Source organism: Marinobacter profundi (assembly GCF_002744715.1).
In the GTDB taxonomy this organism is placed as follows: domain Bacteria; phylum Pseudomonadota; class Gammaproteobacteria; order Pseudomonadales; family Oleiphilaceae; genus Marinobacter; species Marinobacter profundi.
This window is the reverse complement of record NZ_KZ319373.1, coordinates 59,397-72,860: the sequence shown is the minus strand read 5'-3', so window position 1 is coordinate 72,860 and position 13,464 is coordinate 59,397. Positions and strand designations below refer to the sequence as shown.

Annotated in this window: 10 protein-coding genes; 4 read left to right on the top strand and 6 right to left on the bottom strand. The window is 61.6% G+C overall.

Annotated features, from left to right (window positions below):
- Positions 1–12: 12 nt before the first annotated feature.
- Positions 13–588 carry an elongation factor P gene (efp, locus tag CLH61_RS13515; RefSeq protein WP_099615286.1) on the bottom strand — a complete coding sequence of 192 codons (576 nt, stop codon included), beginning with the start codon at positions 586–588 and terminating at the stop codon, positions 13–15.
- A 45-nt stretch (positions 589–633) separates the two neighbouring features.
- Between efp and epmB the strand changes: the two genes are divergently transcribed.
- The 3 genes from epmB to CLH61_RS13500 all read left to right on the top strand — a co-directional run bounded on the left by epmB (position 634) and on the right by CLH61_RS13500 (position 6,036).
- Positions 634–1,728, top strand: coding sequence for an EF-P beta-lysylation protein EpmB (gene epmB, locus CLH61_RS13510; protein WP_099615412.1), 1,095 nt, complete (start codon positions 634–636; stop codon positions 1,726–1,728).
- A 146-nt stretch (positions 1,729–1,874) separates the two neighbouring features.
- Positions 1,875–3,698 (top strand): GTPase, encoded by a 1,824-nt coding sequence (locus CLH61_RS13505; RefSeq protein WP_228152640.1) that lies wholly within the window; start codon positions 1,875–1,877, stop codon positions 3,696–3,698.
- Positions 3,699–3,951: 253 nt separating this feature from the next.
- The gene (locus tag CLH61_RS13500) at positions 3,952–6,036 is read left to right on the top strand and encodes an EAL domain-containing response regulator (RefSeq protein WP_099615284.1); all 2,085 of its coding nucleotides are present in this window, start codon (positions 3,952–3,954) and stop codon (positions 6,034–6,036) included.
- A 49-nt stretch (positions 6,037–6,085) separates the two neighbouring features.
- Here the strand turns inward: CLH61_RS13500 and serB are convergent, their stop codons facing one another.
- A complete protein-coding gene (gene serB, locus CLH61_RS13495; protein ID WP_099615283.1) occupies positions 6,086–7,300 on the bottom strand; it encodes a phosphoserine phosphatase SerB in 1,215 nt (404 codons plus the stop codon).
- Positions 7,293–9,587: a DNA topoisomerase IV subunit A gene (gene parC, locus CLH61_RS13490; RefSeq protein ID WP_099615282.1), complete on the bottom strand. Its 2,295-nt coding sequence runs from the start codon at positions 9,585–9,587 to the stop codon at positions 7,293–7,295. The genes serB and parC overlap by 8 nt, the downstream gene beginning before the upstream one ends.
- A 237-nt stretch (positions 9,588–9,824) precedes the next feature.
- Here parC and CLH61_RS13485 point away from each other — a divergent pair, with 237 nt between their 5' ends.
- The gene (locus CLH61_RS13485) at positions 9,825–10,061 is read left to right on the top strand and encodes a hypothetical protein (protein WP_099615281.1); all 237 of its coding nucleotides are present in this window, start codon (positions 9,825–9,827) and stop codon (positions 10,059–10,061) included.
- A 33-nt stretch (positions 10,062–10,094) separates the two neighbouring features.
- Here the strand turns inward: CLH61_RS13485 and CLH61_RS13480 are convergent, their stop codons facing one another.
- From CLH61_RS13480 to CLH61_RS13470, 3 genes are all read right to left on the bottom strand, one after another.
- Positions 10,095–10,682 carry a YceI family protein gene (locus CLH61_RS13480; protein ID WP_099615280.1) on the bottom strand — a complete coding sequence of 196 codons (588 nt, stop codon included), beginning with the start codon at positions 10,680–10,682 and terminating at the stop codon, positions 10,095–10,097.
- A gap of 78 nt (positions 10,683–10,760) precedes the next feature.
- The gene (locus tag CLH61_RS13475; protein WP_099615279.1) at positions 10,761–11,306 is read right to left on the bottom strand and encodes a cytochrome b; all 546 of its coding nucleotides are present in this window, start codon (positions 11,304–11,306) and stop codon (positions 10,761–10,763) included.
- 355 nt (positions 11,307–11,661) lie between these two features.
- Positions 11,662–13,434, bottom strand: a complete 1,773-nt coding sequence (locus tag CLH61_RS13470; RefSeq protein ID WP_099615278.1) for an SLC13 family permease — start codon at positions 13,432–13,434, stop codon at positions 11,662–11,664.
- Positions 13,435–13,464 lie beyond the last annotated feature (30 nt).

The following is a 13,464-nucleotide window of genomic DNA, read 5'->3' as shown; positions in this document are numbered from 1 at the left end:
GCCGGCGTCAGATCAGGAGCTCTTGACCCGGCTGACGTACTCGCCGGACCGGGTATCTACCTTAAGCACTTCGCCAATGGTGATAAACAATGGCACGCTGACCACAGCACCGGTGGACAGGGTTGCCGGCTTGGAGCCACCCTGGGCAGTGTCGCCTTTCATACCGGGATCGGTGTCTACCACTTCCAGCTCGACGAAGTTGGGCGGAGTGACCGACAGCGGTGCGCCGTTGTACAGGGTGACAGTATAAACGTCCTGCTCTTTCAGCCACTTGACCGCATCGCCAACAGCCTTGGCATCGGCCGCATACTGCTCGAAGGAACCATCCGTCAGCATGAAATGCCAGAATTCACCGTCGGTGTACAGGTACTCCATGTCCTGGTCCATCACATCCGCAGCTTCGAGGGATTCGCCGGACTTGAATGTCCGCTCCCAGACCCGGTTACTCATCAGGTTACGCAGCCTGACCCGGTTGAACGCCTGCCCTTTACCGGGCTTCACGAATTCGTTTTCCAGGATGACGCAGGGATCTCCGTCAAGCAAAACCTTAAGACCGCTGCGGAATTCGTTGGTAGAATATGAAGCCATGAAATTACCACCTGAAAAGATGCGTTATAAATGTCGAAGGTCGCTATGATACAGCGAACTCCTGCCCGTATAGAAGCCCGCCTTGCCAATAACGACAACCGCACCTGGCAACAACTGCTATCGGACTCGGTGACCACTCCGGAAGCGCTGCTGGCCGGACTCGGTCTTGATCCGGCGCGCTGGCTGGGTGGCGCGACCGCCGGCCACCGCCTGTTTCCGGTGCGGGTACCCGGGCCCTGGCTGGCACGGATCCGCCACGGTGACCCGGACGACCCGTTGTTACGCCAGGTGTTACCGCTGCACCAGGAACAGGAGCAGGTACCGGGCTATGTCCGTGATCCGCTGGACGAACTGGCGGCAACCCCCGCCACCGGACTGATCCGGAAATACCGCAGCCGGGCGCTGCTGATGATTACCGGCCAGTGCGCCATCAACTGCCGTTACTGCTTCCGGCGGCACTTCCCCTACGGCGAGCATCGCCTGGCCCCCGAGGAACGGGAACGTGCGCTGGCCGTGCTGCGGGCCGCCCCCGAGATCAACGAAGTCATCTTCAGCGGCGGCGACCCGCTGGCGGTGAGTGACCGCCTGCTGGCGCGCTGGATGGCGGAGCTGTCCGGCATTGCCAGCCTGCAACGGGTGAGAATCCACTCGCGGCTGCCAGTGGTCATTCCCCAGCGGGTATGCGACAGCCTGCTGGCGTGGATCCGGCAGAGCCGACTGCAGGTGGTTATGGTCCTGCACGTCAATCACCCGGCGGAAATTGACGATGAGGTACGGACTGCCCTGGCCCGATTGCGGGCAGCCGGGGTTACGCTGCTGAACCAGAGCGTTTTGCTCCAGGGGGTGAACGATGACGCCGCCCTGTTGGCGACCCTGAGTGAAACCCTGTTTGCCGCCGGCGTCCTGCCCTACTATCTTCATGCCTTCGACCCGGTAGCGGGCGCCCATCACTTCGATGTCAGTGACCAGCGCGCGCGGGCTCTGGCACGGGAACTGCAGGCTCGCCTGCCAGGATTCCTGGTCCCAAGACTGGTGCGGGAAATCCCCGGCCGGGACGGCAAGACCCCGCTCGACCTGGGACTCGAGGACGACGGCACAAGCGCTGAAGAGGCCAGGATGTCAAATCTTGTCAACTTGTGACACTGTCACTTTGAGCGCAGCGGCCCGCTCCTTTAAAGTCCCCGATATGATGCCCGTAAAACAGGCAGCGACACCGCGGACAACGGCGCCCGATAATAACGATTGCAAGCACTGACGAATGGCGTGAACACAAGGATGGCAAAACCGTGAAACCCGAACTGTATGTTCCGGAACAGAAAGCGACAACCCTGTCGTTTTGCGAGACCAGCCCGAAAGCGTTTCGGAGCTGGGTCAATGGCCTGCCCATGGCGAACATCGGCGAGGCGTCACGCCAGCTCTACCATGCCATCATCGAGCTCACTCACCTGTCGGCGCCACCGCAACAGCGACTCCAGCTGCTTGAGCTGATTCGCCCGAAAATCCATTTTGTCTGCAACGAGCTGTCACGCCACTACCTCGGACTGGCCGTCGCCCTGCCCGAGAAACAGCGCAAGATCGCCAATCTGTCCCAGGCGCTGCAGCTGCACTGCGCCAATGGCTACAAACTCTGCGTCCGCGACCTGCTGAAGGGCGGCATCAACGACCGGCAACGCCCGTTACTGGCAACCAGCTGCCACCGGGCCATCTCCGAACTGGCCGCCACCATCCTGCGGGCCCACCAGCTGTATTGTCCCAGCCCGGCGAGGAGCTGGCTGGAATGCCACCACCTCTATCGCTATGCGGTCCTGAACGGGCTCGCCGACCTCCCGGTGGAGGATGACACCCTGGTGCATCGCCGCTCCAGCAGTGTCAACGACTGCTACAAACGCATCCTGCTGCTGGGCTGCGCGCGTCCCAACCAGTTACGCCAGAACGAGCTGAACCAGGCCTACGATCTGTTTGAACAATGGACCGACCACGTTGCCTGCAGCCATGACCTGCGTGCCAGCGCCCTGTTCGTGGTGGATATGGACTGCGATGCGCCACCGGCCTATCGCAGCCTTCTCGACGAACCTCCTGGCGCGGACTACTACGGCTTCGACACCCACGACCTGTCCGAACGCATCGGAACGCATCTGCAAACCCTCAGCGACCATCGCCAGGCCCAACGGGACAGCGGTCTGTCATTGCCCGCCAGCGTTAACAACACCCTGCTGAGCCACCTGAGCCAGGCCCTCGGCATCCTGACCGAGCGCAACCACAACCGGATCACCACCCGCGGCTCGCTGCAGATCTGTGTCGGCCTGTCGGCCGCTCACTACTTCATCGCCGGGCAGAAATCGTTTAACGACTTCGTCAGCGGCAATGACAACCATGGGCCGCGGTTTGATGACAACGTGTTCCTGCAACCTGCCGGGCAGCCCCAGCAGGATGTCTGGGCCGAAGCCCACGATGCCGGTCCGGTCCGCACTGCCAGCCATGACACCGACGCCCCTATCCAGTTCCGCGGCAGCAAGGGTACCGCCGCTGCCGCCAGTAGCGCCAGGACTGAAACTGCTGCACCCGTCGCGCACGAGGCAACCCTGGTGAACGCCAGCCCGGGCGGCTACTGCGTGAGCTGGGACAACAGCATCCCCACCTCACTGCAGGCCGGTGAAATCCTCGGCATCCGTGAGCAGGCCAACCATCCGTGGAGCGTCGCCGTGGTACGCTGGATCCGCCATGTCCGCAACCAGGGCACCCAGGTCGGGATCGAACTGCTGGCACCCAGTGCATCGCCCTGCGGCGTCCGCCTGATCCAGAAAGTGGGCACCAACAGCGCCTACCTGCGGGGCCTGTTACTGCCGGAGATCCGTTCCGAAGACCAGCCGGCAACGCTGATCACTCCGCGGCTGCCGTTCCAGGCCGGCAGCAGGATCTCGCTGCTTCATGACGGCTTTGAAGACCAGGGCATGTTGTCGCGACAGGTGTCAGCGACCGGCAGCATCAGCCAGTTTGAACTCAAGCTGCAGAACCGCGAGCTGACCGGAATCGCAAAACCCGCCACCCCCCGCGATACCGTCAAGGGCACCAGCGAAGACGAGTTCGACTCGTTATGGCCTTCGCTCTGACCATCTGCACCAGACACCGGGGCGGCCCATGGCCGCCTGACTCCTCCCGGTACCGGCTTGAGGCCGCAACCAGTTCTCAGTTCCGCGACGGCAGACCATGGCAGGGGTTGTTATTGCCGAGCAACCCCTGCATCATTCATGCCTGAGTTACAGCCCGGCCTTCATCATTTCGGCGCCCGGAAGGTTCCTGCCTTGTTCTTGTGTTTCCAGCGCCAGCCGGCACAGCCATCGCGTTTCATGAGACTTCTGACGAATGCAGAAAAAGAATCCGACAGTTCACCTGCTCATCCTTGATCCGTCCCAGAACGATGCGGAAGCACTGGTCAGCCTGCTGCGCAATGCCGGGCGAGCGACCCGGGCGCACCGCATCACTTCCGAGGAAGACCTTGAGGAAGTGATCAAGACCGGCAACTGGGATCTGTTGCTGGCCAGGGATACCGAGCAGGAGTTCAGCGCGGAACAGGCGCTGGCAATGATCCGGCGGATGGACAAGGACATTCCGTTCATTCTGATGACCAGCAGCGAGAACCGGGAGCAGTCGGTCGCGTTCATCAAGGCCGGTGCCCAGGATACGGTGCCGTTCGACTACAGCGACCTGCTGGTGCTCAAGGTCAACCGCGAGCTCAACGCCCTGGAAGAGCGGCGCCGGCGCCGCATCCTCGATTCCCACCTGCGGGAAGCGGAACAACGCTGTCAGCTGCTGCTGGAAAGCTCGAAGGACGCCATTGCCTACATTAACGATGGCATGCACATCTATGCCAACCAGTCCTACATGGAGTTCCTCGGCTACGACGACATTGACGAGCTGATCTGCATACCTGTGCTCGACACCCTGACCCCGGACAGCCAGGAAAAATACAAGAGCTTCATGAAGGCCTTTGCCGAGTCGGGCGAGGACGGCAAGACCCTGAACTGCGTCGCCCGGCGCAGCGATGACCAGGAACTCAATGTGGTGATGGCAGTCTCCTCCGCCACCTACGATGGCGAAGCCTGTACCCAGATTGTGCTCCAGCCCGAGCACAGTGATGCCGAACTGGAGGAAAAACTGCGCCAGATCAGCAGCCAGGATCTGCTGACCGGGCTGTACAACCGCCAGTACCTGATGGATGCCCTGGCCGAAGCGATCGTCACCGCCGGCAAGACCAACCAGAACGGCGCGCTCGCCTACCTGGCGCTCGACAACTTCATGGCGCTCAAGGGCCAGGTGGGCATTGCCGGTTCCGACCTGCTTCTGGGCGACCTGGCCAACCTGCTGCAAAGTCTGGTCGGCGAACAGGGCACCCTCGCCCGGCTGAGCGACGACGCCTTCTGCATCCTGGCACAACCCTGCGACGACAAGACCATGGCAGGCCTGTGTGAACAGATACGCAAGAAACTCGAAGACCACCTGTTTGATATCAGCGGGCGAACAGCCCAGCTGACGGCCAGCATCGGTATCGCCGCGATCACCGAGAATTCGCCCAAGGCCGCAGACCTGCTCGGTCGCGCCCACATGGCATCCGCCGAAGTCCGCAAAAAGGAAGGCCATGAACGCGGCAACGGCATCGTGGTCTACAACCCTGCCGATTTCGAGACCCTCGACGAGGGCAACTCCATCGAAGCCATCCAGAAGGCCCTTGAGGAAAACCGCTTCCGCCTGCTGTTCCAGCCCATCATCAACCTGCGGGGCGAAGGTGAGGAGCATTACGAGGTGTTCCTGCGGATGCTCGACAAGGATGACAAGGAAGTGTCCCCCTACGACTTCCTGCCGCCGGCCGGGCCCTCGGACATGGCCATCAAGATCGACCGCTGGGTCATCCTGCAGACCATCCGGCAGCTGGCAGCCCACCGCACCAGCGGTCACGACACCCGGCTGATGATCAACGTCACCGGCGAGACCCTGCAGGACAAGACATTCAGCTCTTGGCTCAGCGTGGCACTGAAGGCCGCACGCCTGCCAGGTGACGCCCTGGTGTTTCAGTTCCGCGAAGGCGACGTCAACAACTACCTCAAGCAGGCGCGGGATTTCACCCGCTCGCTCCACGAGCTGCATTGCAAGGTGTCGGTCAGCCAGTTCGGCTGTGCCATCAACCCCTTCAACACGCTCAAGCATGTGGAGATGGACTACGTCAAAGTGGACGGCTCGTTCACCGAGGACCTGCAGAAGAGCGACGAAGGCAAGGCCCGCTTCAACGAACTGGTCAAGAGCCTGCAGAGCGCCGGCAAGCTGACCATTATTCCCCAGGTGGAAAGCGCCCAGACCATGGCCAGCCTGTGGCAGGCCGGAGTCAATTACATCCAGGGCTACTACGTCCAGGCACCGGTCCCCGAAATGAACTTCGATTTCGGGGACCAGTAACGGGACTGCACATCAGGCGGGGCAACGGCCGGCAGGCACCGGCCGTTGCTCAGCACTGCTGACTGTCGCTTTCGCGGAATCCGATCAGGTAGAGGATGGCGTCCAGCCCGAGGGTCGAGATGGAATGCCGGGCTGACTCCTTGACCAGAGGCTTGGCACGGAATGCCACTCCCAGGCCGGCCTGGCTCAGCATTGGCAGGTCGTTGGCACCATCGCCCACCGCGATCACCTGCTCCCGCGAGATGTGCTCGCGACCGGCAATCTCCAGCAGCAACTCTGCCTTGCGCTTGCCATCCACGATCTGGCCCGACACCCGCCCGGTCACCTTGCCGTTCTCGATTTCCAGCTCGTTGGCATAGACATAGTCGATGCCCAGCCGGGCCTGCAAATGCCGGGCAAAGTAGGTAAAGCCGCCGGAAAGGATCGCGGTACGGTAGCCCAGTGACTTGAGGCTGCGGATCAGGTGCTCGGCACCTTCGGTGAGCCGCAGGCGGCCGGCAATCCCCTCCAGGACCGACTCATCCAGCCCCCGCAGCAGCGCCAGGCGCTCGGCAAAGCTCTGACTGAAATCCAGCTCCCCCTGCATCGCCCGCTCGGTAATCTCGGCCACCTGGGGACCAACCCCTGCCTCCAGGGCCAGCTCGTCGATGACTTCCGCCTCGATCAGCGTGGAATCCATATCAAACACCACCAGCCGGCGGTTGCGGCGGAAAATGGAATCTTCCTGGAAGGCGATGTCGACGTTCATTTCCGCAGCGATATGGAGGAAGTCCGAGCGCAACTGCTCGAGGTCTTTCGGGGTGCCGCGGACCGAGAATTCGACACAGGCAATGCGGTTGTCGGCGGGATTCAGCGACGGCCGCGCCGACAGCCGGGTGATGTTGTCGATATTCAGGCCGTGGCGGGCGGTAATGGCCGACACCCGTGCAATCTGCTCGGCCTTGATGTCACGGGACAGCAGGGTCACGATGTAGCAGGCCCGGTTACGGCCTTCCGCCCACTGCTGGTACTCCGCCACGGTGATCGGTGCGAAGCGCACTTGCAGGTCAAGGGCGTGCAACCGGAACAGCAGGTCGCGGATCACCGGCGAGGTCTTGGACTCGTCAGGAATCTCCACCAGGATGCCCCAGGTGAGGTGATCGTGAATCACTGCCTGGCCGATATCGAGAATCCGGACATCGTAGCGGCCCATGATGCCGGTGATCTCCGAGGTGAGCCCGGGCTTGTCGCGCCCGGAGACATTAATCAGAACCAGTTCACTCACCGTCGGCCTGCTCCTCTGCATTGGCGCTGCTGGCAGCTTGAATCACCTCGACAGCGTCGACACGCTGGAGTCCGCGGGGCAGCTTGTGGCCGCGGCGGCCACGCTCACCCAGATAATGCTCGAGATCGCCGAACTGCAAGCCCATCTTGCGTTTACCGGCGCGGATCTCCAGCTGGTCGTCTTCACTGAACACCGCCACGGCCACCACGTACTCCTCGCGGTTCTGTACCCGCGCCGAGGGAATACTGATGATCTTGTTACCCTTGCCCTTGGCCAGCTCCGGCAGTTCGCCCAGGGGGAACACCAGCATCCGGCCTTCATTGGAGATCGCCCCCAGGTAGAGCGGCTTGTCACTCGCCGGAATCACCAGCGGCGCCATGATTTTCGCCCCCTTGGGCACGGAAACCACAGCCTTGCCATTACGGTTCTTGCTGATCATGTCGTTCAGCGATGCCACGAAGCCGTAACCGCCGTCCGTCACCAACAGCACCTTGCGGGACGGATCCCCCATCACCAGGCCGGCAAAGGTGGCGCCTGACGGTGGATTGATCCGGCCGGTCAGCGGCTCACCCTGCCCCCGTGCCGACGGCAGACTGTGGGCGATCAGTGAGTAGGCTCGGCCGGTGGAATCGAGGAAGATCGCCTGCTGGTTATTCCGGCCCCTGGCGGCCAGGGCGAAGCTGTCGCCCGCCTTGTAACTGAGCCCGGTCGGGTCAAGGTCGTGGCCCTTGCCGGCGCGCACCCAGCCTTTCTCGGACAGCACGACGGTAACCGGATCATTGGAGACCAGGTCGGTTTCGCTGAAGGCACGGGCCTCTTCCCGCTCGACGATCGGCGAACGACGGTCGTCACCGTAGGTTTCAGCGTCGGCCTGCAGTTCCGCCTTGATCAGCGCCCGCAGGCGCTCGTCCGAGCCCAGAATGGCCTGCAGCTCGTCACGCTCGGCAGACAGCTCGTCCTGTTCGCCACGGATCTTCATTTCCTCGAGCTTCGCCAGGTGGCGCAATTTCAGGTCGAGAATGGCTTCCGCCTGGTCTGATGACAACCCGAACCGCTCCATCAGCACGGGCTTGGGCTTGTCCTCGTTACGAATGATCGCAATCACCTCGTCGATATTGAGGTAGGCAATCAACAAGCCGTCGAGAATGTGCAGCCGCGCCAGCACCTTGTCGAGACGGTGCTGCAGGCGGCGGGTCACCGTGGCGCGGCGGAACGCCAGCCACTCGGACAGGATGGTGTGCAGCCCCTTGACCGCCGGCCGGCCATCATTGCCGATAACGTTGATATTGACCCGGTAGCTTTTTTCCAGATCCGTGCTGGCGAACAGGTGCGCCATCAGGCCATCGAGGTCCACCCGGCTGTTGCGGGGCACAATGACCAGGCGGGTCGGGTTTTCATGGTCGGACTCATCCCGCAGGTCGGTGACCATCGGCAGCTTCTTGGCCTGCATCTGTGCCGCAATCTGCTCCAGCACGCGGTTACCGGACACCTGGTGGGGCAGATCGGTAATCACCACTTCACCGTTCTCGCGAATCCAGCGGGCACGCATCCGCAGGGAGCCGCGGCCGGTCTCGTACATCTGGCGCAGATCCCGCCTGGGGGTAATGATCTCGGCACGGGTCGGGAAGTCCGGACCCTTGATATGTTCCAGCAGGTCGTCCACCGACGCTGCCGGATTGTCCAGCAGGCGGATCGAGGCGGCTGTCACCTCACGCACGTTGTGGGGCGGAATGTCGGTGGCCATGCCCACGGCGATGCCGGTGGTGCCGTTCAGCAACACATGGGGCAAGCGCGCGGGCAGCACGGAAGGCTCTTCCATGGTGCCGTCAAAGTTGGGCACCCAGTCAACCGTGCCCTGCCCCAGCTCACCCAGCAACACATCGGCGAAGGCAGCCAGGCGGGACTCGGTGTACCGCATGGCGGCAAAGGACTTGGGATCATCCGGCGAGCCCCAGTTGCCTTGACCGTCAACCAGCGGGTAGCGGTAGGAGAACGGCTGGGCCATCAGCACCATGGCTTCATAACAGGCACTGTCGCCGTGGGGATGGAACTTACCCAGCACATCACCCACGGTACGGGCCGACTTCTTGTACTTCGAGGAGGACTTCAGCCCCAGCTCCGACATGGCATAGATGATTCGGCGCTGGACCGGCTTCAGGCCGTCACCGACATTGGGGAGCGCCCGGTCAAGAATGACGTACATGGAGTAGTCGAGGTAGGCCTTCTCGGTGTAATCCCTTAGCGAAACCCGCTCAAAGCCTTCATCCGTCGTCTGAAACTCTGGCATGGATGCCCCTTGTTGACAGTTGTGAATTCCGAGGCCGCCGGGGGCCCTGTCTGGAGGCACATTATATGGAGGGTGGCGCGGATACACCAATCCCGCGATGGATTTCCAATAGCGGAATTCCCGAATGGAGGGGATGACGCCCTGGCCGTATTCTGGCTGGCCGGAATAGATGACCGTTTTGCAATGTATGGCCGGCTGTTTGCAGCCGGTACCAGTCAGCGATGAGAGCGGAAGACTATGATCACCAACATGAAAGCCTGTGGCTATGCGCTGATTACCGCACTGGTGAACGGCAGCCTGGCCCTGGCTCTGATGTTACTGGTGGAGTTTGCCGTCAGCGGCACTCTGTCAGTAACCGAACCCTACCTGTACGCCGGCCTGCTGGTTGGCCTGGTGGTATTTGTGGGGCAATTCCTGCGGCAGCGCCACATCTGCCGGACCGCCGATCGGCTACAGCAGGATCAGGCGGGCTAGGCCCCGGCACACAGCGCCGGGGCCCGGCGTCAGTTACTGACGCACACCTTCCACGGAAATGATAATCTCCACGGTTTCAGCGGCGGGCCCCAGATTCATCGGGATACCAAAATCCGCCAGCTTCAGCTCGGTTTCAGCCTCAAAGCCCATCCGGTAACCGCCCCAGGGATCTTCGCCGTGACCCAGCATCTCGGCATCCAGGGTTACCTCTTTGGTAACGCCACGCAGGGTCAGGTCGCCAATGATATCGGCCTCGCCGGCTTCGTCACCCAGCACAATGCGCTTGCTCTTGAAGGTGGCCTGGGCGAAATCGCTGACATGGAGAAAATCCTCGCTGCGCAGGTGCTTGTCACGCTCGGCATGGTTGGAGTCCACACTGGCGGTATCGATGGTCACCTGCACTGAGCTGTTCTCCGGATTTTCGGCATCGTAGACGAAGCTGCCGTCGAAGTCGTTGAAGCGGCCATACAGCCAGCTGTAGCCCAGGTGGGAAATCTTGAAGGTCACAAACTGGTGGGCGCCCTTGGTATCGAAGGCGTAAGTGCCACTATGAGTGTCAGCCTGGGCAGCGCCGGCAATAACCGACAGCGCAACAGCGGATGCGAGTAACGTTTTCTTCATGTCATTCTCCCTTTTTGATGAATCGCCCTTGATGAAAGGCGTAACAGTTAATCGTTAATGGTGAATTAATCCCGGGCATCAGCGCCCGAACATACGCCTGAGGGTCTGGTCCCGATCAAAGATGTGGTGCTTCAGCGCGGCGAGGGCGTGAGTGACAGCAAGCAGTACCAGCACCCAGGTGGACCAGTAATGGACGGCACCGGCGCTGTCTTCGAGGCCCTTGACCTGCCCCGTTACCGATGGCACACGGAACCAGCCGAACACATCGATAGCGGAGCCATCGGCAGTTGAAATCAGGTAACCGCTCACCATGGCTACAAAAATGAGTAGATAGAGCAGGCCGTGGGTCGCGTGGGCGGTCAGCACTTCCCAGCGCTTGTGGGTGGCCAGTGGGGCTGGCGTCCGGTTACCCCAGCGCCAGGCAAGGCGCCCGAGCATGACGATAAACAGCAGGATACCGATACTGCGATGGATATCCGGCCCCTTGCGGTACCAGGGATCATAGTAGCCCAGGTCCACCATGTAATAGCCCAGGCCAAACAGCCCGAATACCGCCAGCGCCACCAGCCAGTGCAATACCACACTGACGAGGCCGAAGCGGGACGATGTGTTCCTGACTTGCATTAAAAAAGACGCCTCCTTCCCTGGGTTGATTGGAACACCTACTTTAGGAACAGCGGCCCGCAAAGCCAACCGAAATGTTTTGGAGACAAGGTTCAGAAATTCTGATGATGACGCTGGTAGGCCTTTGGTCTTATGCGGATTTTACGGATTGCCGGGCTAGACCAGCGAGCTAAACTAAGTCCATCTTTACCACCCCCTTTCGGGATGTCATCGGAAACCGGCCAAAGCGAGGCACTGACATGGAAATCGAATTCGACGAACGCGTCGTTGTTCCCAGCAACAACTGATCACTCTGTACCCGCATCATGAAGCAACAACGGGACCCTTTCGGGTCCCGTTGTCGTTTCTGCGCCGGTCACCAGGCAATGTCATAGAGCACGGCAATTACCGCCACGGTTACCAGCCCGATAAACAGGTTCATCGGCAGCCCGACTTTCACAAAATCGGTAAAGCGGTAGCCTCCGGGACCAAATACCATCATGTTGGTCTGATAGCCCAGCGGCGTCGCAAAACTGGCGGAGGCCGCCATCATCACCGCGATGACGAACGGCTCCGGGGCAACTCCCAGCGACGAGGTCATCGACAAGACCACCGGGATAATCAGCACCGCCGCCGCATTGTTGGTGATCACTTCCGTCAGCACCGACACTGCGATGTAAATCAGGATCATGGTCAGCAAGGGATGGCCGCTGCTGAGCTGAAGGATGTTCTGTGCCAGCCAGGCCGCCGCGCCGGTCTCCTCGAGGGCCGCCCCCAGGGCGAATGATGCGGCGATAGTAAGAATGACCGGCACATCCACCGATTTCTGGGCCTGGGTCACCGAGCAGCAGCCGCTGATCATCATCAACGCCGCGCCGATCAGCGACGCGTTCAGCATACTGAGCACACCGCAGGCTGCCGCCCCCACCAGCACCACCAGGATGGCCCAGGACAACCAGGCACGATCGTGGCGTGGGGTTTCGGTTTCCAGGTCGTTGATCAGCAGGAAATCCTTGTTATAGCGCTGGCGGCTTACAAACGCCGGCCGCGCCTCCAGCAACAGCACGTCACCGGGCTTGAGGCGGATATTGCCGAGATTACCGGATACCCGCTCCCCACCCCGCGCCACCGCCAGCACCACCGCGCCGTAGCGGTCACGGAAACGGGCATCGCGAATGGTCATACCGAGCACATCGGACTGGGGCGACAGCGCGGCTTCCACCAGCCGGCGCTCGGCACGGTCCTTGGCAAGGCTGGGCTCATCATCATGTACCGACGGTACGATACCGTTGATCCGCAACAGGTCGGAAATGGCCTGGGTATCGCCGGCGAACACCAGCCGGTCACCACCGCGCAGGCGTTCCTCCGAGGGCACTGCCGTCACCACGCTGCCATCCCGTTCGATCTCCACCAGGTAAAGCCGCTCGAGCTCGCGCAGGCCCGCTTCACCTACCGACTTGCCGACCAGCGGGCCATCGAAGGCCACTGCCACTTCCAGGGTAAATTCCCGCATGGAACCGAATTTCTGCTGGTCCTTGCGATCCGGCAGGAACCGCGGCAGCACCAGCAACATGGCAGCGAGGCCAATAACCGCCACCGGCAGGCCGACAGCCGTGATGGAGAAAATGGAGAAGCCCTCATCCCCCGTCAGGTCCTTGTACAGGCCGTTGACAATCAGGTTGGTACTGGTGCCGATCAGTGTGAGGGTGCCCCCGAGGATGGCCGAGTAACTCAACGGAATCATCAGCTTGGACGGCGCAATACCAATCTTGCGGGACCAGGCATGGATGGCGGGGATCATGGTCGCCACCACCGGCGTATTGTTGAGGAAGCCACTGAGCAGGGACACCGGCAGGGCAATGCGCGCCTGCGCGCTGCGGATAGTGCCCGGGGAACGCAACAGGTGCTTGACCACCAGGTCGACGCCCCCGGAATGGTGGATCCCGGCCGCCACCACAAACAGTGCCACCACCGTGATCAGACCACTGTTACTGAAGCCGGCAAGGGTCTGGCTGGCATCGATGATGCCGCTGGCGCTCAGCACCACGAGGACTCCCATCATCACCAGATGGGGCCCAAACCGCCCTACACTCATCAGGATCAGCGCCGTCGCCGCGAGACCCAGAGAAAACCAGCCTTGCCAGTCCATGATGCCCTGCTTCCCAAAGGTAAAGCAGGG

Bases quoted from the DNA above. Each gene is read 5' to 3' on its own strand.
- efp (WP_099615286.1), bottom strand. From the start codon at position 588: ATGGCTTCATATTCTACCAACGAATTCCGCAGCGGTCTTAAGGTTTTG.
- epmB (WP_099615412.1), top strand. From the start codon at position 634: ATGATACAGCGAACTCCTGCCCGTATAGAAGCCCGCCTTGCCAATAAC.
- CLH61_RS13500 (WP_099615284.1), top strand. From the start codon at position 3,952: ATGCAGAAAAAGAATCCGACAGTTCACCTGCTCATCCTTGATCCGTCC.
- parC (WP_099615282.1), bottom strand. From the start codon at position 9,587: ATGCCAGAGTTTCAGACGACGGATGAAGGCTTTGAGCGGGTTTCGCTA.
- CLH61_RS13485 (WP_099615281.1), top strand. From the start codon at position 9,825: ATGATCACCAACATGAAAGCCTGTGGCTATGCGCTGATTACCGCACTG.
- CLH61_RS13480 (WP_099615280.1), bottom strand. From the start codon at position 10,682: ATGAAGAAAACGTTACTCGCATCCGCTGTTGCGCTGTCGGTTATTGCC.
- CLH61_RS13475 (WP_099615279.1), bottom strand. From the start codon at position 11,306: ATGCAAGTCAGGAACACATCGTCCCGCTTCGGCCTCGTCAGTGTGGTA.
- CLH61_RS13470 (WP_099615278.1), bottom strand. From the start codon at position 13,434: ATGGACTGGCAAGGCTGGTTTTCTCTGGGTCTCGCGGCGACGGCGCTG.